This window comes from Faecalibacterium sp. An122 (genome assembly GCF_002160895.1).
In the GTDB taxonomy this organism is placed as follows: Bacteria; Bacillota; Clostridia; order Oscillospirales; family Ruminococcaceae; genus Faecalibacterium.
Genome location: NZ_NFLL01000003.1, coordinates 59,637 through 83,038, shown reverse-complemented (window position 1 = coordinate 83,038; position 23,402 = coordinate 59,637). Strand labels below are relative to the sequence as shown.

The 23,402-nt window shown below is 63.7% G+C and carries 23 protein-coding genes; 5 read left to right on the top strand and 18 right to left on the bottom strand.

Annotated elements, in window-relative coordinates:
* Positions 1–7 precede the first annotated feature (7 nt).
* The 11 genes from rplB to B5E67_RS03690 all read right to left on the bottom strand — a co-directional run bounded on the left by rplB (position 8) and on the right by B5E67_RS03690 (position 9,218).
* Positions 8–838 (bottom strand): 50S ribosomal protein L2, encoded by an 831-nt coding sequence (gene rplB, locus B5E67_RS03740; protein WP_087246319.1) that lies wholly within the window; start codon positions 836–838, stop codon positions 8–10.
* An 84-nt stretch (positions 839–922) separates the two neighbouring features.
* Complete coding sequence (gene rplW / locus B5E67_RS03735) at positions 923–1,219, bottom strand: 50S ribosomal protein L23 (protein ID WP_087231864.1); 297 nt, start codon at positions 1,217–1,219, stop codon at positions 923–925.
* Positions 1,219–1,842, bottom strand: a complete 624-nt coding sequence (gene rplD / locus B5E67_RS03730) for a 50S ribosomal protein L4 (RefSeq protein WP_087246318.1) — start codon at positions 1,840–1,842, stop codon at positions 1,219–1,221. Before rplD ends, rplW begins: the two co-directional genes overlap by 1 nt.
* Before the next feature lie 14 nt (positions 1,843–1,856).
* The gene (rplC, locus tag B5E67_RS03725; RefSeq protein WP_087383005.1) at positions 1,857–2,489 is read right to left on the bottom strand and encodes a 50S ribosomal protein L3; all 633 of its coding nucleotides are present in this window, start codon (positions 2,487–2,489) and stop codon (positions 1,857–1,859) included.
* Positions 2,490–2,581: 92 nt separating this feature from the next.
* Entirely contained in the window at positions 2,582–2,893 is a 312-nt protein-coding gene (gene rpsJ, locus B5E67_RS03720) for a 30S ribosomal protein S10 (protein ID WP_087231854.1), read from the bottom strand.
* 868 nt (positions 2,894–3,761) lie between these two features.
* The gene (locus B5E67_RS03715) at positions 3,762–5,507 is read right to left on the bottom strand and encodes an NFACT RNA binding domain-containing protein (protein WP_087383002.1); all 1,746 of its coding nucleotides are present in this window, start codon (positions 5,505–5,507) and stop codon (positions 3,762–3,764) included.
* A gap of 33 nt (positions 5,508–5,540) precedes the next feature.
* The gene (locus B5E67_RS03710) at positions 5,541–6,320 is read right to left on the bottom strand and encodes a Nif3-like dinuclear metal center hexameric protein (protein ID WP_087363784.1); all 780 of its coding nucleotides are present in this window, start codon (positions 6,318–6,320) and stop codon (positions 5,541–5,543) included.
* 4 nt (positions 6,321–6,324) lie between these two features.
* Positions 6,325–7,008: a class I SAM-dependent methyltransferase gene (locus tag B5E67_RS03705; protein WP_242956754.1), complete on the bottom strand. Its 684-nt coding sequence runs from the start codon at positions 7,006–7,008 to the stop codon at positions 6,325–6,327.
* Positions 6,977–7,234, bottom strand: coding sequence for a DUF1858 domain-containing protein (locus tag B5E67_RS03700; protein ID WP_087246313.1), 258 nt, complete (start codon positions 7,232–7,234; stop codon positions 6,977–6,979). The genes B5E67_RS03705 and B5E67_RS03700 overlap by 32 nt, the downstream gene beginning before the upstream one ends.
* Before the next feature lie 145 nt (positions 7,235–7,379).
* Positions 7,380–7,667, bottom strand: a complete 288-nt coding sequence (locus B5E67_RS03695) for a zinc-ribbon domain containing protein (protein ID WP_087246312.1) — start codon at positions 7,665–7,667, stop codon at positions 7,380–7,382.
* 345 nt (positions 7,668–8,012) lie between these two features.
* Entirely contained in the window at positions 8,013–9,218 is a 1,206-nt protein-coding gene (locus B5E67_RS03690; RefSeq protein WP_087246311.1) for an acetate kinase, read from the bottom strand.
* 239 nt (positions 9,219–9,457) lie between these two features.
* Between B5E67_RS03690 and B5E67_RS03685 the strand changes: the two genes are divergently transcribed.
* Positions 9,458–10,657, top strand: a complete 1,200-nt coding sequence (locus B5E67_RS03685) for a nucleotidyltransferase family protein (protein ID WP_087382996.1) — start codon at positions 9,458–9,460, stop codon at positions 10,655–10,657.
* Between the two features lie 44 nt (positions 10,658–10,701).
* Here B5E67_RS03685 and B5E67_RS03680 read toward each other — a convergent pair whose 3' ends face one another.
* The 4 genes from B5E67_RS03680 to B5E67_RS03665 all read right to left on the bottom strand — a co-directional run bounded on the left by B5E67_RS03680 (position 10,702) and on the right by B5E67_RS03665 (position 15,166).
* Positions 10,702–12,396: an ABC transporter ATP-binding protein gene (locus B5E67_RS03680; protein ID WP_242956771.1), complete on the bottom strand. Its 1,695-nt coding sequence runs from the start codon at positions 12,394–12,396 to the stop codon at positions 10,702–10,704.
* Between the two features lie 176 nt (positions 12,397–12,572).
* Complete coding sequence (locus B5E67_RS03675; RefSeq protein WP_087382993.1) at positions 12,573–13,292, bottom strand: YggS family pyridoxal phosphate-dependent enzyme; 720 nt, start codon at positions 13,290–13,292, stop codon at positions 12,573–12,575.
* A gap of 8 nt (positions 13,293–13,300) precedes the next feature.
* Entirely contained in the window at positions 13,301–13,861 is a 561-nt protein-coding gene (locus tag B5E67_RS03670) for a TIGR01440 family protein (RefSeq protein ID WP_087382990.1), read from the bottom strand.
* Between the two features lie 18 nt (positions 13,862–13,879).
* Positions 13,880–15,166 (bottom strand): SMP-30/gluconolactonase/LRE family protein, encoded by a 1,287-nt coding sequence (locus tag B5E67_RS03665; RefSeq protein WP_087382987.1) that lies wholly within the window; start codon positions 15,164–15,166, stop codon positions 13,880–13,882.
* Positions 15,167–15,463: 297 nt separating this feature from the next.
* On the opposite strand from B5E67_RS03665, the gene B5E67_RS03660 reads away from it, so the two are divergent.
* The 4 genes from B5E67_RS03660 (at position 15,464) to B5E67_RS15685 (ending at position 18,931) form a co-directional block, all read left to right on the top strand.
* Entirely contained in the window at positions 15,464–16,150 is a 687-nt protein-coding gene (locus tag B5E67_RS03660) for a response regulator transcription factor (RefSeq protein WP_087246305.1), read from the top strand.
* Between the two features lie 3 nt (positions 16,151–16,153).
* Complete coding sequence (locus tag B5E67_RS03655) at positions 16,154–17,677, top strand: HAMP domain-containing sensor histidine kinase (RefSeq protein WP_087382984.1); 1,524 nt, start codon at positions 16,154–16,156, stop codon at positions 17,675–17,677.
* Between the two features lie 122 nt (positions 17,678–17,799).
* Positions 17,800–18,753: a pectinesterase family protein gene (locus B5E67_RS03650; RefSeq protein WP_087246303.1), complete on the top strand. Its 954-nt coding sequence runs from the start codon at positions 17,800–17,802 to the stop codon at positions 18,751–18,753.
* A gap of 16 nt (positions 18,754–18,769) precedes the next feature.
* Positions 18,770–18,931: a hypothetical protein gene (locus tag B5E67_RS15685; RefSeq protein ID WP_164488763.1), complete on the top strand. Its 162-nt coding sequence runs from the start codon at positions 18,770–18,772 to the stop codon at positions 18,929–18,931.
* Between the two features lie 56 nt (positions 18,932–18,987).
* Here the strand turns inward: B5E67_RS15685 and B5E67_RS03645 are convergent, their stop codons facing one another.
* The 3 genes from B5E67_RS03645 to B5E67_RS03635 all read right to left on the bottom strand — a co-directional run bounded on the left by B5E67_RS03645 (position 18,988) and on the right by B5E67_RS03635 (position 23,386).
* Positions 18,988–21,300, bottom strand: a complete 2,313-nt coding sequence (locus B5E67_RS03645; protein ID WP_087382981.1) for an ATP-dependent Clp protease ATP-binding subunit — start codon at positions 21,298–21,300, stop codon at positions 18,988–18,990.
* Positions 21,301–21,340: 40 nt separating this feature from the next.
* Complete coding sequence (locus B5E67_RS03640; RefSeq protein WP_242956752.1) at positions 21,341–21,985, bottom strand: hypothetical protein; 645 nt, start codon at positions 21,983–21,985, stop codon at positions 21,341–21,343.
* 156 nt (positions 21,986–22,141) lie between these two features.
* Entirely contained in the window at positions 22,142–23,386 is a 1,245-nt protein-coding gene (locus tag B5E67_RS03635) for a DUF5711 family protein (protein WP_204246519.1), read from the bottom strand.
* Positions 23,387–23,402 lie beyond the last annotated feature (16 nt).

Sequence of the window (23,402 nt, the reverse complement as noted above, 5' to 3'; positions counted from 1 at the left end):
TCCTCTCTTACTTGCCGGCACGCTTCACGATCAGCTTGTCGGAGCGCTTGTGGTGCTTGCGGGTCTTGAGACCCAGTGCGGGCTTGCCCCAGGGGGTCATAGGACCAGAGTGGCCGATGGGGGCGCGGCCCTCGCCACCGCCGTGGGGATGGTCATTGGGGTTCATGACAGAACCACGGCTGCCGGGACGGACGCCCATGTGGCGCTTGCGGCCAGCCTTGCCCAGGTTGACGTTCTCGTGGTCGATGTTGGAAACCTGGCCGATGACAGCGGTGCAGTTCAGAGGAACGTTGCGCATCTCGCCGGAGGGCAGACGGATCAGGGCGTAGCCATTCTCCTTAGCCATCAGCTGAGCCATGTTGCCGGCGGAGCGGACCAGCTGGGCGCCGCGGCCGGGGTACAGCTCGATGTTGTGCAGGATGGTACCGACGGGGATGTTCTCGAAGGGCAGGCAGTTGCCGGGCTTGATATCAGCAGTAGCGCCGCTGATAACGGTATCGCCGACCTTCAGGCCTTCGGGGCAGATGATATAGCTCTTGACGCCGTCGGTGTACTCGATCAGGCAGATGAAAGCGCTGCGGTTGGGATCATACTCGATGGTCTTCACAGTAGCGGGGACATCCAGCTTCTGACGCTTGAAGTCGATGACGCGGTACTTGGTGCGGTTGCCGCCGCCGTGATGACGGACGGTGATGCGGCCGGTGTTGTTGCGGCCGCTGTGCTTCTTCATGGGCTCCAGCAGGCTGCGCTCAGGGGCGACCTTGGACAGAACGCTGTAGTCCGTGACGGTCATGCCGCGGCGGCCCGGGGTAGTGGGGCCGTATTTCTTGATAGCCATGTGCTATTCTCCTTTAATTTATCTCATGAATTATTATCGGGGTCATATCCCCATAGAGGGGCCCTCGGCGGGCCCGGATCTTCATCAGACCATGCTGTTGAAGAATTCGATCTCCTTGGAGTCCTTGGTCAGGGTGACGATGGCCTTCTTGGAGGCGGCGGTGTAACCGCCGTGCAGGCCCTGGCGGCGGAAACGGCCGCGCACCGAAATGGTGTTCACCTTGGAGACCTTGGTGCCGGGGAACAGAGTCTCGACTGCCTGGGCAATCTCGATCTTGGTGGCGTCGGTAGCAACCTTGAAGGTGTACTTCTTATCAGCGATGCCAGCCATGGAGTTCTCGGTGATGACCGGCTTCAGGATGATATCATGTGCGGTTTTCATTAGCCAAGCACCTCCTCGAGCTTCTTCGCTGCGCCCTCGCTGATGATCAGCTTGTCGGCGTTCAGCACGTCATAGGTGTTCACGCTGCCGGCGAAGGTGGTCTTGACGCCCTGGATGTTGGCGGCGCTCTTGACGAACATGGGATCGACGGTCTCGTTGACCACCAGGTTCTTCTTGCCGGCGCCCACGGCGTTCAGCATAGCGACCACAGCCTTGGTCTTGTAGGCCTCGACGGCCAGGCTGTCGACCACGATCATGTTGCCGTTGGCAGCCTTGTCGCTCAGCACGCTCAGCAGAGCCAGGCGGCGGACCTTATTGTTGATGTGGTAGTTGTAGCTGCGGGGCTTGGGGCCCAGAGCAACGCCGCCGTGAGTCCACTGCGGAGCGCGGATGGAGCCCTGGCGTGCATGGCCGGTGCCCTTCTGGCGCCAAGGCTTCTTGCCGCCGCCGGAGACTTCCTTGCGGATCTTGGTGTTCTGGGTGCCCTGGCGCTGGTTGGCCAGGAAGTTCACAACTGCAATGTGAACAGCCTTCTCGTTCGGGGTGATGCCGAACACGGCGTCGGAAAGCTCGATCTCGCTGACCTTTTTGCCGTTCCGATCGACTACGTCAAATTTTGCCATTGTAGCTTTCCTCCTTAGGCCTTCACGCTGTTGGCCAGGGTGACGATGGTGCCCTTGGTACCGGGGACCGCACCCTTGACAGCGATCAGATTGTTCTCGGTGTCAACCTTGACGACCGTCAGGTTCTGCACGGTGACCCGCACAAAGCCCATGTGGCCGGGCAGGCGCTTGCCGGGGAAGACGCGGCTCGGGGTCGAAGTCGAGCCGTTGGAGCCGGCATGCCGTGCGACAGGGCCGGTGCCGTGGCTCTCACGCAGGCGGTGCTGGCCGTAGCGCTTGATAACGCCCTGGTAGCCCTTGCCCTTGGAGATGCCGGCCACGTCGATCTTGTCGCCAGCGGCGAACACGTCAGCCTTGATGACATCGCCCACATTCAGGCCGGAGACATCCTCGAGACGGAACTCGCGGAGGGTCTTCTTGGGGGCCACATTAGCCTTCTTGAAGTGGCCCGCGGCTGCCTTGTTGACCTTCTTGGCGGAAATCTCGCCGAAGCCCAGCTGAACAGCCTGATAGCCGTCGCTCTCGACAGTCTTCTTCTGCACGACGGTGCAGGGGCCTGCCTCGATGACGGTCACAGGGATGACCTTGCCGTTCTCATCGAACAGCTGGGTCATACCGACCTTTTTGCCGATAATGCCTTTAACCATTTTCTTTTCCTCCTGTAAAGGTTATTGGTTGGCGGCGCACGTCACCGCCAACATGACCCCTCGGGAAACGAGGGCATCGATGAAGCCAAGCCTTACAGCTTGATCTCGATGTCCACGCCAGCGGGGAGCTGGAGGCTCATCAGAGCCTCGACCGTCTTGTTGGACGGCTTCAGAATGTCGATCAGACGCTTGTGGGTGCGGCTCTCGAACTGCTCGCGGCTGTCCTTGTACTTGTGGGTTGCACGCAGGACGGTGACCACTTCGCGGTCGGTGGGCAGGGGGATGGGGCCGGACACGCGGGCGCCGGTGCGCTTTGCGGTCTCAACGATCTTCTCTGCTGCTGCATCGATGAGCTGAACGTCGTAGCTCTGAAGACGGATTCTGATCTTTTCCTTGACTGCCATTTGGTTGTGCCTCCTGATAATGTGTAGTATGGGCAACTCGATCAATCACTGCACACCGTTCCGGGTGTCTCACGTCTTCGCATTAGAAAAGCCGGTAAACCGCCACGCAGTTTTCCCGGAAAGAAATCTAGCAAAGACAAGTGGACATTGGTCCGCGTCGCAGCCATGCTGCGGGGACATATCCCTTCACTGTCAGTAATTCTTTCGCCCGGTTCTTAGATCGGACATACTCCGCGGAAATAACCCGACTCGGCATCGCCGGCCGGCAACCTCCCGCATCATCGCATATCGTGGCCTGCACGACTTGTATCGCACAAGCCCTTTGCAGCCGTCAAGTATTTTACCATACTTAGACCTGTTTTGCAAGACCTTTTTTGAAAAAAATCAAACTTTTTTGCGAGGGATTTTTAACCCTCTGCCGTCAAAGTCCGGCCGCGGTCCCGCGCGGCGTCCTGCCTCCCTATGATACTATAAATTGCGTTCCAGCGCAAGAGGCAAACCCACAATTTCCACAAAAAACTTGCTTTATTTTTGGCGGACCAGACAGTTCGGGCCGCCATCTCGTCTGAACAAGCTCTCCCCTGCCCTTCCGGACAGCACAAAACCCCGCCCTGAAGTCAGGGCGGGACGGATCGAAACTTTAGGGGGAACCCATTTCTGCACGCATACGCATGACAGAAATTCCTTCCCCCTAATATCCCCCTGGGGACAAAATTTGACGCAGAACCGCGCACTCGGCCTTACAGCCTCGCACACTCTCTGCGTCAAATTTCCCTGTAGGTGTCCCGGCCGTACGCACATGTCGTCCGGCCGGGACTTTTTTGACAGTCTGCGCCCCGCCCTGAGTCCAGGGCGGGGCGGATTTCCGTTACTTTTTGCGCAGTTTGTCCATCAGGGACGGGTCGGGGGTGATGTAGGCCGTCTCGTACTTTTCATAGAGGACCATGCCGGGCTTCAGGTCGCCGGTCTTGCGGATGTTCTTCACCTCGGTGTAGTCCACCGCCACCTTGACCCCCTTGGCCTGGCTGGAATGGAGGACCGCCAGCTGGGCGGCCTCCTCCCGGGTGCGGTCGGGGATATCCTGGCCGTTGCTCATCACCACCGTATGGCTGCCGGGGGCGTTCTTGGTGTGGAACCACAGGTCCTTGCCCCGGGCGGTGTGGAGGGTGAGCCGCTCGTTCTGGATGTTGTTGCGGCCCACCAGAATCTCGAAGCCGTCCGAGGAGACATACCGGTAGTAGTCGGCGGGCTTCTGCTTTTTGTCCCGCTGCTTGTAGTACTTGAGGTAGCCCTGGCTCTTGAGCTCGGCCCGAATCTCATTCAAAGCCGCCTCGCCCGGGGCGCTCTCCACCTCATAGAGGACGGTCTCCAGATAGGCGATCTCCTTTTCGCCCTCGGACAGCAGTTCCACCAGCATCCGGGCGGCGGTCTGCTTCTTCTTGTAGGCCTTAAAGAAGTTCTGGGCGTTCTGGCTGGGGGTGTAGCGGACATCCAGCGGGATGGTCACCTCTTTGCCCTCGTCGTACCAGTTGGGAACGGTGATGCTCTGCATCCCCTTCTCGGCCTGGTAGAGGTTGGCGGACAGGAGCTCGCCGTACAGCCGCAGCTGTTCGCTCTTTTCGCTGGCTGCCAGCTCCTCTTTCCGGGCGGCCTGCTTGCGGACGGCGCGCTCGTACATATTGTGGACCGCCTTGTGCAGCTCCTTGCTCTTGGTGCGCAGCCGCTCGGCCCGGTCCTTTTCGGCGTAGTAGCCCTCCAGCATCTCGCAGAAGGACCCCCACTCCCGGATTTCATAGCCTGCGCCGTACTGCTGAGGACGGAAGAAGGTAAATTCCAGCGGCTTGCCCTCAGGGCTCACCACGCTGCAGGGAGCACCACCGGCGGCGTGCTCGGCCTTCAGTTCCTCGATGGCGTCCAGCAGCCGGCGGCGCTGGCCTTCATCCAGCTCGCAGGCGGTCAGCTCCTCAGGGCCAAAGGCCCGCCAGGCCACTTCCCGACAGACCACCGGGCCCACACCGGCCACCGTCCGGCTCAGGGCGCTGGCCACCGGCAGGTCCTTCTGGCAGGCCAGAGCCACCATGGAGGCGGCGCTGGCGGCCAGGAAGTCGGGCCGGGCCGGCTTGGGCGGAATGGTATAGGCCAGGCCGGGCAGCAGCTGCCGGATTTCGCTGTCCTCAAAGTCCACCCGCTTGAGGGCGTCGATGATCTTCCCGCTCTGGACCAGGACCAGGTTGGAGTAGCGGCCCATCAGCTCGGCGCAGAGAGTGTTGGTCACCAGGTCTCCCATCTCGTTGGTGCAGAGGAAGTCAAAGTAGACAATCCGGTCCCCTGGCTCCATCCGCACGGCGGTCAGCCGGCCGCCGGTGAGATGCTTCCGCATCAGCATGCAGAAGGAGGGCGGGGTCTCAGGGTTCTCAAAGCTCTCGTCGGTGAGGCAGACCCGGGCCGACCCGCTGCGGGCCGACAGGAGCAGGCTGTAGGTATCGGTGCGGGTGCGCAGGGTCAGAACCAGCTCGTCCCGCGTGGGCTCAAAAATCTTTGCAATTTTGGCGTCGGTCACCACGCGGCCCAACTCGGCCGCCGTCAGTGCCAGCGTTGCGGCATCCAGTGCCATGGTGTTCCCCCTCTCGTGTTCACGGAGTCCCCTTTATAAATAGGTAAAGGGGTCACGATTTTCCCGGCTGGCCACCGCCACCAGACCGGGTACTTCCTCCTGGAGGCGGGCCGCCAGAGCAGCGGCGGCCGGGTATTCAGTGGCATAGTGTCCCGCCGCGATCAGTCCCAGGCCCAGCCGTTTGGCGTCGCAGGCGGCGTGGTGGTTGGCCTCGCCGGTCAGCAGGCAGTCGGCTCCCACCGCCAGGGCATCCTCAAACATGCTGCCCCCGGCCCCGCTGATGACCGCCAACCGCCGGACCGGCCGGCCGTTGTCGGTGTACTTCACCTGGACCGCCGGCCCCTCCAGGGGCGGGACGCAGAAGCATCCCAGACGGTCCTGGGCCAGAGCCGCCAGCTGGGGCACCGAAATGGGGTCAATCTCCCCCACCCGGCCGCAGCCATTGGCGAAAGGCTCAGGGTCCCGCATGGCGAACAGCTCTGCCAGGATCTCATTGACGCCGCCCTCGGCGGCATCGTAATTGGTGTGCATGCAGATGGCCGAGATCCCCGCCTGCACCAGCAGGAAGGGCACGTCCCGGCTGCTCAGCTTTTTCAGAGGCGAAAAGATCACCGGATGGTGGGAGACAATCACCTCGCAGCCCAGCCGGGCGGCTTCCTCCACCACCTCGGGGGTGATGTCCAGGGTGGTCAGGGCCCGGGTCACCGGCCGGCCACAGTCCACCAACAGGCCCACATTGTCCCAGCTCTCGGCCAGCTGGGGCGGGGCCAGCCGGGCCATGGCCTCATAAACCATTTGTACTGTGATCTCCATCGGTTCAGCCTCCTTGGATCAGTCGGTCCATCTCCTCTGCCTCGGGGGTGCCGTCCGGCACGCCCCGCCGCAGTTTCACCAGTTTTTCCAGCTGCTTGGCGGCATAGCCTGCCGCCTCCGGCCACTGGCCGGTCTGGCCATAGAGAGCTTCGGCCAGGGTCAGGGTGCGGCGGACGCTGTCGTATTCGGCGGCCATCACCGCATACCACCGCCCCGCCGCCTCCACCGGGCGGTCACAGCAGAGCCGGAAGCCGTGTTCCCCCAGCCAGCGGCGCAGTTCGTCGTGGCGGGTGGCGGGAATCAGCACCAGACGGGGGCCCTGGGGCGAAAACACCCAGGGGGCCGCCTCCAGCATTTCCCATGCGGTCTGGGCCGACACCCCCGCGATGACCACCGTCCCCACCTCGCCCGCAGACAACACAGAAAGACCGTCGCCCAGCCGAAGCTCGACGCGGTCTTGACAGTGTGCCGTCTCTACGGTCCGGCGGGCCTTGGCCAGAGGGCCAGGCCGCAGGTCGGAACCAATTACTTTGGGGTACAGGCCCGAACAGGCCAGCGCTGCGGTCAGCTTGCCGTGGTCACAGCCGATGTCCGCCACCGGCAGCCCCGGGCGCACCAGCGCCGCGGCCGCTGCCAGCCGTGCATCCAGGACCATCTCAGCCCTGGGCTTTGCCCGACAGATGGGCATTCAGCTTCTGGAGCAGGGCGTCGCAGTCCACGCCGTGGACGGCGCAGGCCTCCTCGATGCTCTCCCCGCGGGAGGCAGGGCAGCCCAGGCAGTGCATGCCGATCTCCAGGAAGTAGGGAGCGGTGGTGCTGTCCATATCCAGAATGTCGCCGATGATGGTCTGGCGGGTCACCTGGAAGGGCTCATCGCTGTGGTTCTTGCGGACGGAATTGAAAATATCAAACATGACGCAGTTCCTTTCGTGCTGTCAGTGTGTCAATCGTGCTTCTATGATACCCCAAATGCCCCCGGCTTTGCAAGTAACCGGGTCACAATCACAAAAAGAGAGCTCCCGCTGTCCGGAGGCAGCAGGAGCCCTTCAGGGTTACAACTTAGTTCTGCTTGATGCGTGCGAAGCAGTCAGAGCAGTAGACGGGGCGGTCCTCACGGGGCTGGAAGGGAACCTTGCAGGCCTTGCCGCAGGATGCGCAGACAGCGTCGTACATCTTGCGCTCGCCGGTGCTGGCGGGACGGACACCGTTCTTGCGGGCGTCACGGCAAGCCTTGCAGCGCTGGGGCTGGTTCTCAAAGCCGCGGGATGCATAGAACTCCTGCTCGCCAGCAGTCCAAACAAACTCCTTGCCGCAGTCCTTGCAAACTAAAGTCTTGTCTTCGAACATTGTAGTATCTCCTCTTGTTTTGTTCTTGCCCGCGGAAGGATTGGAACCACACCTTGGTTTTTGGGGACCATCGCGCCGATCGTAAGCTACCAGGGGCTTGAAGCATGATATCATCCTCGGGTCGAGGACTCCCTTATTGTACCCCGCTTTCCCCAATTTGTCAACCAAAAAACAGAGTCGTGCCGCGCAAATTCCATTTCCAGCCGGAGAAGCCGTACTTTTCATTTTGGCCGCAGGGCCGCCCGCATCAAAAAGGCCGCACGCCCATACAGGCGTGCGGCCTTGGAATGTTCAAACAGGGGTCAGCGCCCGGAAGGCGGGCCCGGCCTCAGCCGGAACAGCGGCTCAGTGCTGGTTTTCCAGAACTTCCTTGGTGTCGCGGGCGATCATCAGCTCCTCGTTGGTGGCGATGATGAGGGTGCGGACCTTGGAGCCCCAGGCAGTGATCTCGCAGACATCGCCCTGGGGATCGCGGTTCTTGTCGGTGTCGATTCGGATGCCCAGCCAATCCATGTGGTGGCAGATCTTGGCGCGGATGATGTCGTCATGCTCGCCGATGCCGCCGGTAAAGACGATGGCGTCCACGCCGCCCATGGAGGCGATGTAGCTGCCCACCACCTTCTTGATCTGGTAGGTCAGCATATCGATGGCCAGAGAAGCGCGGTTGTTGCCCTCGCGAGCAGCCTTCTCCACGTCGCGCATATCGCTGGAAACACCCGAGATGCCCAGCAGGCCCGACTTCTTGTTCAGGATCTCATCCAGCTCGTGGCCGGTGATGTCCAGAGTGTACTTCAGATAGTTGACCACCGAGGGGTCCAGGTCACCGCAGCGGGTGCCCATCATCAGGCCGGCCAGCGGGGTCATGCCCATGGAGGTATCCACCACGCGGCCCTGGTCCACAGCGGTGATGGAAGAACCATTGCCCAGGTGGCAGGTGATCAGCTTCAGGCGGCTGATGGGCTCCTCCAGGTAGTCGGCAGCCTTGTGGCTGACGTACTTGTGGCTGGTGCCGTGGAAGCCGTAGCGGCGGACGCCGTACTTGGTGTAGTAGTCGTAGGGGATGGCGTACATATAAGCTTTCGGGGGCATGGTGCTGTGGAAAGCGGTGTCGAACACAGCCACCTGGGGCACGTTGGTGCCGAAGACCTTGCGGGCGGTCTCGATGCCCAGGATGCCGGCGGGGTTGTGCAGGGGAGCCAGGGGGCTCAGCTCACGCAGGGTGGAGATGACCTCCTCGGTGATGAGGCAGCTGGACTGGAACTTCTCGCCGCCGTGGACCACGCGGTGGCCGATGGCGTCGATCTCCTCCACGCTCTCAATGCACTTGCCGGCGCCGGTGGTCATCTTCTTGATCACTTCGTTGAAGGCCTCGGTGTGGGTGGGGAAAATCGCGGGGGTGGTGGCCTTGTTCCCGTTGGCGTCATGGGTGATCATGCTGCTCTCCATGCCGATGCGCTCGCACAGACCCTTGCAAAGCACCTTCTCGCCGTCCATATCGATCAGCTGATATTTCAGGGAAGAAGAACCACAGTTGATAACCAGAATCTTCATCTTCGTGTAGCCTCCTGTTTCACATTGCGGTCAGCGGGGCGGCGCCCCCTGACAAAAATCCTTCCAAAGAAAAGCGCCAAGAGTCTGTTCCAACGCGAAAAAGGCAGGGAATTTCCCTGACTGCCGCGCTTCGCAAACCATTGCGCTCTAATTATTTACATTATATAATAGAGCCAATGTCTTTTCAAGAGAAAAACACCAAAAAGGCAAAAACTTGTGTACAACACCCAGGAGGACCCATGGATTTTGCAGGCATCATAGCAGAATACGATCCCTTTCACAGCGGCCACGGCTGGCAGCTGGAGGCCGCGCGGCAGATGGGAGCCCGTCATGTGGCGGTGGCCATGAGCTGCGGCATGACCCAGCGGGGCGCGCCGCCCCTTCTGCCCGAGCCGGTGCGAACCCAAGCCGCCCTGACGGCGGGGGCCAGCCTGGTGTTTGCCCTGCCGGCCCCCTGGGCCATGTCGGGGGCCGAGAGCTTTGCCCGGGCGGGGGTGTCTCTGCTGGCGGCGGCGGGGTGCGATACCCTGGTGTTCGGCGCCGAGACCCCCGACGCCGACCTTCTGACCCGGACCGCCCGGGTGCTGGCCTCCCCTGCGTACCGGAAAGCCCTGAAAGAGCAGCTGGCCGCCGGCGCCCGCAGCTTTGCCGCAGCCCGTCAGGCGGCGGTGGAACGGGTCTGCCCCGGGGCCGAGCTGGCCGACCTGCTGGACCGCCCCAACAACAACCTGGCGGTGGAGTACTGCAAGGCCATCCTGGAGCTGGATGTCCCTCTGACCCCGGTGCCCCTTCCCCGGCAGGGCGCCAACCACGGCCAGGCCCAGACCGCGGGCCGGTACGCCAGTGCCAGCGCCCTGCGGGCCCTCTGGGCGGAGCAGAGCTCCGAGGCGCTGGCCCCCTATGTGCCGGCCTCGGCCCTGCATCTCTACCGGGAAGCCTATGCCGCCGGGCAGTACACCGACTTTTCGGCGGTGAGCCTGTCAGCCCTCTCCCGGCTGCGGGCCCGGCGGGATTTCGCCGGGGTGCGGGGCGCCAGCGAAGGGCTGGAACACCGCCTGCGGGAGAACGTCCGCTCGGCGGTAACCCTGGAAGGGCTGTGGGACGCCCTGACCACCGTCCGCTATCCCCGGGCCCGGATGCGCCGTCTGGTGATGGATGCGGTTCTGGGCTACGGCACCCCCGGGGCCGGGCCCGGCTGGCTGACCCTGCCCTCCCTGCCCCCTTATCTGCACTTGCTGGGCGCCCGGCGGGAGGCCACCGGCCTGCTGGCCCGGGCCAGCCTTCCCCTCTCCCCCTCTCTGGCCCGGCTGGCTCAGGAGAATCCCGACTGTGCCCGGACGGTGGAGGCCCAGACTGCCGCCTCCGACTTCACCGCCCTCTGCCGCCGCGCACCCCAGCCCATGGGGACCGCCTACACCCAGCCCCTCATCAAACTGTAAACAAAACAGCGGAGCCCTCTTTACAGAAGGCTCCGCTGTTGTTTTCAAGACAGAAGGTCGTCCCCGGGCAGCTGGTTCCACAGGCGGTAATAAATCCCCTGTTTTGCCAGCAGTTCCTCGTGGGTGCCGTCCTCCAGAATCCCCTCCGACCCCAGAACCAGAATCCGGTCGTAGTCCTTGATGGTGGTGAGGCGGTGGGCGATGGTCAGGGTGGTGCGGCCATGGGCCAGCTTTTCCAGGCTCTGGCCCACCAGAATTTCGCTCTCGTTGTCCAGAGCGCTGGTGGCCTCGTCCAGAATCAGGATGGGCGGGTTTTTCAGGAATACCCGGGCGATGGACAAACGCTGTTTCTGGCCGCCCGACAGCTTGACGCCCCGCTCGCCCACATAGGTGTCGTAGCCGTCTTTCAGGGCCAGGATGAACTTTTCCGCTCCGGCCAGACGGGCGGCCTGGGCGATTTCCTCCCGGGTGGCTCCCGGCTTGCCGTAGGCGATGTTCTCGGCCACCGTCCCGCTGAACAGGTAGACGTCCTGCTGGACGATGCCGATGGCGCCCCGGAGGCTTTCCAGGGTCACCTTGCGGATGTCCTGGTCGTCAATGAAGATCTTGCCGGCGGTCACGTCGTAAAACCGGGGGATCAGATTGCACAGGGTGGTCTTGCCGCCGCCGGAGGGGCCCACCAGGGCCAGCCGCTGGCCCGCCGGGATGTCAATGCTGACGTTCCGCAGGACCTTGTTGTGGTCGTCGGGGTACTCGAAGCTGACGTGCTCCAGACGGATCTGTCCGGGGCCCGGCTTCAGGGGAGCGGCGCCGGGGGCGTCCTGGATATCCACCGGGGTGTCCAGAATCTCAAAGAACCGCTCGATGCCGGTCATGCCCCGCTGGAACTGCTCGGCAAACTCCACAATCCGGCGGATGGTGGCGATCAGGGTGGAGACGTACAGGGAATAGGCCACCAGGTCGCCGGGGGTAATCCAGCCCTTCACCACAAAGATGCCGCCGCCCAGAATGGTCACCAGATACATCAGGCCGTCGAACATCCGGGTGGAGGTCTGGAAGGCCGCCATCACCCGGTAGCTGTTCTTTTTCAGCCGCTGGAAGGTGCCATTGCCGGCCTCGAACTTTTCGTTCTCGGTCTTTTCGGCGCAGAAGGCCTTGACCACCCGCTCGCCCAGCAGGCTCTCCTCGATCTGGGCGTTGAGCTCGCCCACCTGGACCCGCTGGGCCCGCTGGGTGGCCCGCAGCCGGGTATTCAGCTTGATGGACACCACCGCCATCAGGGGCAGGCAGAGGAACAGCAGGGCGGTCAGGCCCAAACTGTACCGGCTCAGGATGATGAAGCTGGCCACAATCTTCACCGCCGCGATGAAGAACTCCTCAGGGCAGTGGTGGGCAAACTCGGTGACGTCAAACAAGTCGTTGGTGATTCGGCCCATGATCTGGCCGATCTTGTTGTTGGAGTAATAGGCCACGCTGAGCCGCTGCAGGTGGGCAAAGGCATCCCGCCGCATATCCGTCTCAATGTAGACGCCCATCACATGGCCCATGTCGGCCATATAGTAGGCCGCCAGGCCGTCGATCAGCCGCAGCACAAAGTAGACAAAGCCCAGCTTGAGCACCACCCCCACCGTCAGGGCCGCCAGGTCGTTGACGGCGGTGTTGGTGATATACCGCAGAATCAGGGGCAGCACCAGGTCGCAGATACAGGTCAGGGCCGCGCAGAACAGGTCAAAGACCATGGTCCGCCAGTACTTCCGTTCATAGGGCCAGAACCGCCCCAGCAGCCGGGCCGCCGACGTATGCCGGGCGTTGGGGTCCCCATACTTGGGTTTTTCCACATCTTTCAAATCCACCATGTTGTTTCTCCCGTCGGTTTTACAAACCGTTTTCCTTTTATCCCCTCAAATGCCCGGTTTCAGCGGGTGCCGTAGTCCCGGGCGCCGTAGATGGCGGTGCCGATCCGCACCAGGGTGGCCCCTTCCCGGATGGCGTTCTCATAGTCGCCGCTCATCCCCATGGAGAGGGTTTCCATCTTCACGTTGTTATAGCCCCGCTCCCCAGCCTGGACAAACAGCTTATACACCTGCGCCAGCAGGGCGCGGTTGGCGTCGTCGTCCTCGTTCACCGGGGGAATGGCCATCAGGCCCTTGACCCGCAGATGGGGCTGGGCCGCCGCCGTATCCAGCAGGGCCCACAGGGCTTCGGGCGGGACGCCGGTCTTGCTGGCCTCCTCCCCGATGTTCACTTCCAGCAGGATATCCTGGACCAGGTCCAGCTTGGCGGCCTCTTTTTCCAGGGCCAGCACCAGCCGCTCACTGTCCACGCTCTGGATCAGAGAGGCCCGGCCCAGCACCTTCTTGATCTTGTTGGTCTGCAGGTGGCCGATGAAGTGGGCCGGCTTGCCGCAGTAGGCCCCGGCGTCGTAGTTGACGCACAGCTCCTGCACATGGTTTTCCCCAAACAGGTCGATGGGCAGCTGGGCGCTCAGGGCGATGGTCTCAGGGGTATGGGTCTTGCAGGCGGCGCACAGCTGGACGCTGGCCGGGTCCCGCCCGGCCTGGCGGGCTGCGTCATCCATCCGGCGGCGAATCTCCGCCACCGCCTGGGCCATTTGTTCCAAATTCCGTTCCGGCATAGCTTGTCTCAGTCCTCCTCGGTGTATTTGGCCCGTTCCCCGCCGATCAGCTTGGGGCGGGTGCGGGCGCACAGCAGAATGGCGCGGCCAATGTGGTCCAGCGACAGCCGCACCGGCACCGCCACCGCCCGCAGGTGCATCCCGATCAGGGTGCCGCCAATGTCCATGCCCGCGTGGGCCCGGATGGCTTCCACCGCCACCGGGTGTTCAAAATGCTTCCAACAGGTGGTGGCCCAGCTGCCGCCGGCATGGGGCCGGGGCACCACGCAGACTTCCTCCCAGCCGTGGGCCTCGGCGGCCTGCCGTTCCAGGATGATGGCCCGGTTCAGGTGTTCGCAGCACTGGGCTGCCAGCCAGATGCCCCGCTGGGCCAGCACCGGCGCAATGCCCTCGTAGACGGCGGCCGCCGCCTCCATGCTGCTGTCGTGGCCGATGTGGCCCCCCACAATCTCACTGGAGGAACAGCCCACCACAAACACGTCCCCCGGCCGGAGGTTGGCCTGAGCCAGCAATTCCTCCACAGCCTGCCGCGCCTGGGCGGTGATCTCCATCTTTTCTTGTTCCGTCATACAAAAACGCCTCTTTTCTCAAAACCGGAAGTAATAAACGTCCCGGTCTGTACCAGACATATACAAGCGGTTGCCGCTGGCGGCCGCCGCCCAGCCCGCCACGTCGTCGGAGGCATAGGCCGCCTCCAGATTTCCGTTGGGGTCAAAGCTCTGGGCCGCGGTGGCGCTGTCTCCAAACAGTCCCTGCTGCACCCCCCGGGGCAGGCGGGCAGCAATCTCCCGCAGGCCCGGGTCCTGGGCCCGGCTTTCCAGCCAGTCCGCCTGGTTCCAGCGATAGGCCGCATAGACGCTGCCGTCGGCGTCCGCCGTCAGGGCGGCGGGATAGCCGGGCAGGTCCCCCGCAAAGAGAGTGCAGCCCTTGCCGCCGGCGGTCAGATCCCGGCTGGCGGGGTCCACCGCCCAGATGCAGCGGCTGGCCAGGTCGGCCACATAGAGGGTCTCGCCGTCGGGGGCCAGAGCCAGCCCGGCCGCGCCGGCCACTTCACCCAGCACCGGCTGCACCGTCCGGGCCGCCGGGTCATAGACATAGACCCAGCCGGTGGCGGTATGGCCGATCAGCTCGGCCCGCAGGGCTTCCTCCATGGTGCCGGCTTTGGGGGGCAGGCGGACCGCCTCGGTGAAATACACCTTGCCCGCCGCGTCCACCGTCACCGCCGCCGGGTAGGACAGGGCCCGGCCGTCGATCTGGTTCACCACCTGTTCAGTGGCGGCGCCCCAGTCGTCGTGGGACACCCGGCAGAGGGCTCCGCCCTCATCGGTGAGGCGGGTGTACCAGATATCCCCCTCCCCATCAAAGGCAAAGGAGGTGATAACCCCTTTTTCGGTCAGCACCACCGTCAGGCCGGTGCCGTCCTCCCGCATCCGCAGCAGGGTGCTGCCCTGGCCCTCCTGGGGCCGGGCGGCCAGATAGATCCAGCCGTCCTCCACCTGGATGCAGTCGGGGGTCTGGTAGCCCTCCAGGGTCAGGGAGGCCGTCTCGGCCACCGATGCCCCGCCCTGGGGCGCCTGGGCGGCGGGCAGGGTGTAGCTATGGGGTTCGGCCTCAATGGGGCGGAACCCCAGCGTATACACCAGAGCCGCCGCCATCAGCAGGGCGAACACGGCAGCCGCCACCTGGAACCGGTGCAGGATGAAATCCCGCCGGGCCCGCCGGGCTTCCTCCCAGGCGGCACGGCGGCGCGCCTCCTCGGCGCGGCTGGCCTGGAACCGGCGGGAATACCGGGACAGCCAGGCGAAAAGCCCCGGCCCGAAAATCACCAGAACGATGAACAGGATCAATACAATTTCTGTCAGTCCCAAACGCATGGATGTGGTTCCTTTCTTTTGCCTTCCGGGCCGCGGGCGCGGCAGAAAGAGTAGTCGGCTTCAGTATACCGCATCTGGGCCCTCCGGCGCAAGTGTGGCCGGGATTTTGGATTGCGCCGCCCCCGGCGGCTGTGCTACAATGAAGACAGCTCATCTCATCTTTTCCAAAGGATTCACCCAAAGTTCACACTTCTTCACATTTTCCGTATTATTATGTAATTGTGATAAGATATTGTGAAATGGGTCCGGCCGCCCCGGCCGGGCATTTCAACATCAGAAATGGAGGACCCCCGCCCTATGGCTAAGATATTGATCGTCGACGACGAACCCCGCATCCGGGAACTGATCCGGGAGCACCTGCAGTACGCAGGCTACACCTGCGAAGAGGCCGCCGACGGCTCGGCCGCTCTGGCCCAGGTCACCAGCTCCAGCTACGACCTGGTAATTCTGGACCTGATGATGCCCTTTATGGACGGCATGACCTGCCTGCGGGAAATGCGCAGCCGCCACATCAACACCCCCGTCATCATCCTGACCGCCCGCGGCGAGGAATACGACAAGCTGGCCGGCCTGGAGGGCGGCGCGGACGACTATGTGGTCAAGCCCTTCTCCCCCCGGGAGCTGGTGGCCCGGGTCAAGGCGGTGCTCAACCGCACCCTGGCCCATCCCGACACCGCCGCCACCGTCATGACCTTTGGGGAGCTGTCCATCGACACCGCCAGCCACACCGTCAAGGTGGGCGGCGAGGAAGTCAGCCTCACCCCCAAGGAGTTTGACCTGCTGGTCTTTTTGGCCTCCAACAAGGGGATCGCCCTCTCCCGTGAGAAAATTCTGCAGAAGGTTTGGAACTACGACTATTTCGGCGAGGACCGCACCGTGGACACCCACGTCAAGATGCTGCGCGGGCATCTGGGGGCCTGCCGCAGTTACATTGTGACCGTCTGGGGCATCGGCTATAAGTTCGACCCCGACGCCCACCGGTAATCCATGCACCGCCTCAAACCGCCCCGGGCCGCCACCCCAGGCATCCGCGCCCAGCTGATGCTGTTCCTCGCCTTCATCTGCCTTCTGCTGCTGGGGCTGTACTGGTTTTTGTCCACCCAGCTGCTGGAGCCCCTCTACAACCGCCGCATTGAAAACCAGCTGGCCGACCAGGCCGACGAGATCGTCTCCCTCATTCAGGATACCCAGGACGAGGGCGGCATCATTTCCAGCTGGGATTTCGGCATCCTGATGGTGGACAGCACCTTCCGCACCAAGCTGTATGAGAGCCTTTCGGCCAACACCCAGCTGACCAACTTCTGTGTGGACATCTCCGACTCCACCCTCCGCAGCGTCATCACCATCGAAAACCTCTACCCCTGCCTGCTCCACAACAGCACCCTGTCCTCCAAGTCGGACAGCAGCAGCTTTTCCTGGGACAAATCCACCGTCATTGAGATGCGCCGGGCCTGCCGTTCCAACGGCAGCTGGCTCCAGGTGCTGAACACCAGCGGCGGTTCCTCCCAGGTGGTGGTGGGCCGGATGAGCCTGGACGGGACCTATTCGGTGCTGGTTTCCACCAGCCTGGTCCATGTGGCCGAGGCCGGACAGGTGCTCAGCGACATGCTGCCCCTCATCGCCATCCTGGTGTTTGCCTTTGCCCTGGCGGCGGCCTGGCTGTTCAGCCAGTGGTTCACCCGCCCCCTGCGGGAACTGTCCGCCGCAGCCCGCCAGGTGGCCCAGGGAGACTATTCGGTCCATGTGGAGCCCAACCGGCGGGACGAGCTGGGCACCCTGGCCGAGGATTTCAACCACATGGCCCGGGAGGTCCAGCGGGCGGCCCAGATGCAGCGCGACCTGTTGGCCAACGTCTCTCACGACCTGCGCACCCCCCTCACCCTCATCAAGGGCTATGCCGAGACGGTGCGCGACATCACCGGCGACGACAAGCCCCATCGGGACGAGCAGCTGAACATCATTGTGGACGAGACCGACCGTCTGACCGCCCTGGTGTCCAGCGTCATGGAGCTGAGCAAGGTGACCAGCGGCGCCGACAAGTGCGAGATGGTCCGCTTTGACATGGGCCAACTGTGCGACGAGGTCAGCGAGCGCTACGACGCCGTCTGCGCCCAGAACGGCTGGACCCTCCAGCTGGAACTCCCCGACCAGCCCCTGGAAGTGTTCGCCGATCCCACCATGATCGAGCGGGCCCTCCACAACCTGCTGGGCAACGCCATGCACCACATCGGCCCCGACGGCGTCTTTGTGCTGCGGGCCATGCCCTGTGAGGAAGGGGTCCGGGTGGAGGTGGAGGACCACGGCCCCGGCATCTCGGCCGAGGACCTGCCCTACATCTTCGAGCGGTACTACCGCTCCCGCTCCGACGCCGGCAAGGCCGGCACCGGCCTGGGCCTGTCCATCACCAAGGCCATCTTTGAACAGCACGGCTTCCGCTTCGGGGTCCAGAGCACGCCGGGCAAGGGTTCCACCTTCTGGTTCATCATGAAGCCCCCCGCCGGCGAGCACTAAGCCTCTCCCCCGGACGTATTGCATTCTGCGGTCCGGTTGTTGTATACTATTGGCATTCGTACTCATCCCACATCACACAGAGGGTCCCGGCGCGTCCTGCGCCCGGGCCCGGGGAGGCTGACATGCTTACCATCACTGTTGCGCGGGACGGCAGCGGCGACTTTGCCACCATCGGCGAAGCCGTCCAGGCCGTACCCTATGATCTGCCCGCCGAAATTTTGATCGGGCCGGGCACCTACCGTGAAAAGCTGGTGTGCGAAAAACAGCAGATCACCCTCAGAGGCGCCGGCATGGGCAAAACCCGTCTGGTCTGGGGGGACGGCGGCAAGCTGCCCCACATGGACGGGCGGCCCACCCACACCTTCCGCAGCTGGACTGCCTTTTTCAGCGGCGGCCAGGTGACGGTGGAAGATCTGACCATCGAAAACGACGCGGGCCCCGGCGCACAGGCCGGCCAGGCCATCGCGGCCTATGTGGACAGCCAGCAGGCGGTGTTCCGCCGGGTGCGGCTGCTGGGCAACCAGGACACCCTGTTCTGCGCTCCCCTGCCCGAAAAAGAGCGGGAGAAGGACGGCTTCCTGGGACCCCGGGTCTTTGCGCCCCGCCGGCCCAGCGCCCAGTATTACCAGGGCTGCGAGATCGCCGGTGATATTGATTTCATCTTTGGCGGCGGGGACGCCCTCTTTGAACAGTGCACCCTCCGCTCGGTGGACAACGGCGAGGGCAGCTGCCGCGGCTACGTCACCGCCCCCTCCACCGCCCCCGACGGGCTGGGCTTTGTCTTCTGGGACTGTGACTTTGTGTCGGACTGCCCCGCCGGCAGCGTCTATCTGGGCCGGCCCTGGCGGCCCGCCGGCAAAACCGCCGTCCTGGAATGCCGTCTGGGCCAGCACATCGCGCCGGCCGGCTTCTGCGCCTGGAACGGCCGTTCCGACTGGGACAAATCCACCTTTGTGGAGGAGGGCAACACCGGCCCCGGCGCCGTGGAACGGACCGGCGGCCTGGTCCGCACCCTGGACGTCACCGAGGCCGGCCGCCTGCTGAATCAGGCCCGCCGCCGCTGCCGCCCCCAATGAGAAAGGAAGTCAAACCATGAACCATCTGCCCAACTGGGTGAAATGGCTGATTGTGGTCGTCGTCTTTGGGGTGATGGCCGCCCTGATGCTGGCGGTCAACGACCGGGCTTCCCGGGTGGATATGCCCGAGCCCGACACGACCTTTGGTATTTACAAATCCGCCAGCGAAACCGCATAAATCGAACCAAAAAAGGACCTGTCCCGGAAGGGACAGGTCCTTTTTATGTCGGTTGGTTATTTCAGGACGATCTTGCCGTCCTCGGCGTCCACCGTCAGGCTGCCGCCGCTGGTGAGCAGGCCGTCGATGATGCGGGTGGCTGCCTCGTCCTCCACCTGCTTGCGGATGATCCGCCGCAGGTCCCGGGCGCCGAACTTGCCGCCCTCGCACTGGGCCACCAGAGCCTTGACGGCTGCCGGGGTGTAGCTGTAGGCGATGCCCTTGGCCTCCATGCCGGGGCGGTACTCCTCCAGCATCAGGCCGGCGATCCCCTCCAGGGTCTCGTCGCTCAGGGACTTGAAGACCACGATTTCGTCCACACGGCCCAGGAACTCGGGGCGCAGGAACTGGCGCAGGGCCTTCATGGTCTTGTCCTTGTTCATCTCCTCGGCGCTCTTGTTGAAGCCCAGACCGCCGGTGCCCTGCTCGGAAGAGCCGGCGTTGGAGGTCATGCAGATGACGGTGTTGGAGAAATCCACCGTCCGGCCCTGGGCGTCGTTGATCTTGCCCTCGTCCAGAATCTGAAGCAGGATGTTCAGCACGTCGGGGTGGGCCTTCTCGATCTCGTCAAAGAGAACCACGCTGTAGGGGCGGCGGCGGACCTTTTCGGTCAGCTGGCCGGCCTCCTCATAGCCCACATAGCCCGGAGGCGAACCGATCATCCGGGAGACGGCGTACTTCTCCATATATTCGCTCATGTCCAGCCGGATCAGCGGGTCGGGACCGGCGAACAGCTGGCTGGCCAGCTGCTTTACCAGCTCGGTCTTGCCCACGCCGGTGGGACCCACAAAGATGAAGCTGGCGGGACGGCGGCGGCCGGCCAGGTCGGCGCGGCTCCGCTTGACGGCCTGGGCCACCAGGTGGACAGCCTCGTCCTGGCCGATGATCTTCTTTTTCAGCTCGTCTTCCAGGCCGGCCAGGCGGACATACTCGGTCTCCCGAATCTTCACCGCCGGAATACCGGTCCACAGCTCGATGACCCGGGCCAGATCCTCCATCGACACGGCGATCTCGCTGGCTGCGGCCTGCCGGGCCGGCAGGTCGGCCTCCAGCTGGGCAATGCGGGTCTTGCGCTCGGCCACCCGCTCATAGTCGATGGCCTCGTCGGTGCCCGCCGACTCCATGTCGGCCTCCTCCTGCTTCAGGGTTTCCAGCTCCTTCTGGGCTTCCAGATAGGCGGAAATCTCAGGGTGGGCCAGGTTGCAGCAGGCGCAGGCCTCGTCCAGCAGGTCGATGGCCTTGTCGGGCAGATAGCGGTCGGTAATATACCGCTCCGACAGGGTGACGGCTGCGCTGACCACCGCAGCAGGAACCTGCACATGGTGGTAGTTCTCATAATAGCGCTTGATGCCGTTCATGACGGCGATGGTGTCCGAAATGCTGGGCTCCTCCACCCGCACCGGCTGGAACCGGCGCTCCAGGGCCTGGTCCTTCTCGATATACTTGCGGTACTCGGCAAAGGTGGTGGCGCCAATGACCTGAATCTCTCCGCGGGAGAGGGCGGGCTTGAGGATATTGCCCGCATTCATGGCGCCCTCGCTCTCGCCGGCGGCGGTGATGGTGTGGATCTCGTCGATGAACAAGATCACATTGCCCGCCTGGCGCACTTCGTTCAGCAGGCCCTTGACCCGCTGCTCAAACTGTCCGCGGAACTGGGTGCCCGCCACCAGGGCGGTCAGGTCCAGCAGATAGATTTCCTTGTCCTTCAGCTGGGCCGGCACCTGGCCCCGGGCGATCCGCTCGGCGATGCCCTCGGCGATGGCGGTCTTGCCCACGCCGGCCTCGCCGATCAGACAGGGGTTGTTCTTCTGGCGGCGGGACAGGATCTGAATGGTGCGGTAGATCTCCCGGTCCCGGCCGATGATGTCGTCCAGCCGGCCGTCCCGGGCCTTGGCGGTCAGGTTCTCGCAGTAGGTGTCCAGGAACTTGCGGCGGGGCGGCTTTTTGCCGCCCTTATTGTTTTTGCCGCCGGCATTGCCGGAGCCGTTCTGGTCATCCTGCCCGGTCATGCTCAGGGGGAAGGTGGCGTTGCCGCCCGGCACAAAGCCGTCGTCTCCGCCTTCCTCGTTGCCCTCGTCGGGGGACATGCCCATCATCATGGCCAGGGGGTTGGCCCCCTCGCCCATCTCTTCCATCAGGCTGTCCATCCGGTCTTCCATGCTGTCCATGTCCTGGTCGGACAGGCCCAGCCGCTTCATCATATCTTCCACCGGCTTGATGTGCATTTCACGGGCACAGCGGAGGCAATAGCCCTCCTGCTTCATCTGCCCGTTCTCCATCCGCTGGACGAAGATGATTGCCGGTCTCTTTTTGCATCGAACGCAAGTCATAGCGTCTCCTTCCATCGTGAAACCCTCCCCCTCCTGTAAACTATACAAACGGGTTGATCTGGTTGAAAAGTTGGTACCAGAGGCTCCCGCCCAGGGCAGCCTCGTTGAGGAGGGGCAGATTGCCCCCCGAAATAATCATCAGCGCCCAGACCACGCACATTCCCAGGAACACATCGGCGAGGCCTGCCAGGGCTCCCACCACCATGCCCAGGGTGCGGTTGACGGCGCCCAGCACCGGCAGATGATTCACCAGGCCCAGCACCGTGACCAGGAGGCTGATGAGCATCCGCAGGGCGGCAAAGCAAAGAAAAAACAACACCAGCGAGAAAACCGGCGTCAACAGCGGACGAATTACATCCTGGACGATGGTGTCCGCCACCACCAGGGCGTTGTCGGTCAAAAGGCCGTCCAGCGCCCGCTGGCAGGCCTCCACCACCTGGCGGCGGATGCTCTCGGGCAGAAAGCCCGCGTACTGCTGGGCGATCCGGTTGAGGTCCACGGCGCCGCCCTCCGACAGGCTGACGGCGATCCGCTCCCGAAAACTGCCGGCAAAGAACCGGTCGAACAGGGCGCCCGATCCCCAGGATGCCAGCTGATGGGCCCCGATCAGGCTCAGCAGGTTGCCGCCGATCTGAACCACGGCGGCCAACAGTCCTTTGCGGGCGTAGTGAATGGCAAGGCCCAACCAGACTGCCGTACAAATAATATCAAAAAGAAATGACGGATTCATGAACATAGACGAAATTCTTTATCAGACAAGGTGTCAGAGTGCCAAAAGGCACTCCAGCCGGCATACCCTCCCCCAATGTTTCCCCAAAGCAGCCCATTTACCCCGGCCGCCTCACGCCGCAGGGGCAGCCGATGCCTCCGACGAGGCCGCATCCCCGGAGGTGTCCGGCGGGGTGATCCGCTGGACCATGTTGTCGGTAAAGACATACAGCCCGCTGCTGTTTGCCAGCATGGCGTGGGGCCGGGCCGACAGCGGAACGCTCCACTGATAGGTGCCGTCCATCCCAAAGCATTCCACCGAGCTGTCGCAGAGCAGGTAGAAGGCGTCGGTGCCCCGGGCGATGCCGTGGGCGGTGGGGACGGTGCCCTCATACTGGATGTTGAGTCCGCTGTCCATCAGCACCACGCTGCTGGACTGTCCGCTGCCGAACAGCACCGCCAATCCGCCGTTGGCGGTGGACAGACCCGCCACCGCTGCGCCGCCGAAGTCCCGGCGGCCCTGGGCGCTGCCGTCCGAGCCATAGAGGGCCGCGTGGCTGTCATAGACCGCCAGCAGCCGGGCATTGGACTGCCACTCCAGTTCCAGCGGCATGCTGCCCGCCTCGGCGGCCAGCAGCTGGGGTTCTCCCACCCGCAGGTTCAGCAGATACAGGTTGGACACCACCTGTCCATCCTGGGCGGTGACGGTGGCCACCGCCAGCTGGGTGCCGTCGGGCGAAAAGGCCATCCGCATGGGGATGCCCTCGGTGGTGGTGAGGCTCCAGGTCAGCATCTCATCCCGGGCGTTGTCGTAGACCGTCAGCAGGGCCAGCTTGCGGACGTCGTCGGTGACCACCGCCAGCTCGCCCCCGTTGCTGAGGGCGCAGAGGAAAATCCCCCCGCTGATCTGGCGGGTGTACAGTTCCCGGGTGCGGCTCTCCACCCGCAGCTCACTGCCCGAGCGGTTGTACAGCACAAAGCTGTTTTTCCCCGCCGCCAGGGCCGGCCGGGCATAGCCGGTGCCGATGTTGTTGAGGCGGGCGCCGCTGTTGGAGTAGACGGCGCAGCCGTCCTCCCCCAGCACCACAAAGCTGCCCCCCAGGGCCTCCACCTGATACACCGCTCCGGTGCCGGTCTGCTGGGGGAATCCCCGCTCCGGCATCAGGGCAATCCGCACCGTGTCGGCGAAGTCCTCCAGCGCCATCACCGAGGTATTTACCACGCCGGTGAGGTAGATGACCACCGCCGCCACCAGAATCACCAGCAGGGCGGTGCGCCGCAAACGGCGGTTCCGCAGGCGCTGGCGGGCCGCCTCGATGTATTCGATCCGCCCCGCAGACATCTCCTCTCTGCGGGCGCTCCGGCCGGTCTTTCTCATCCCTCTGCTTCCTTTC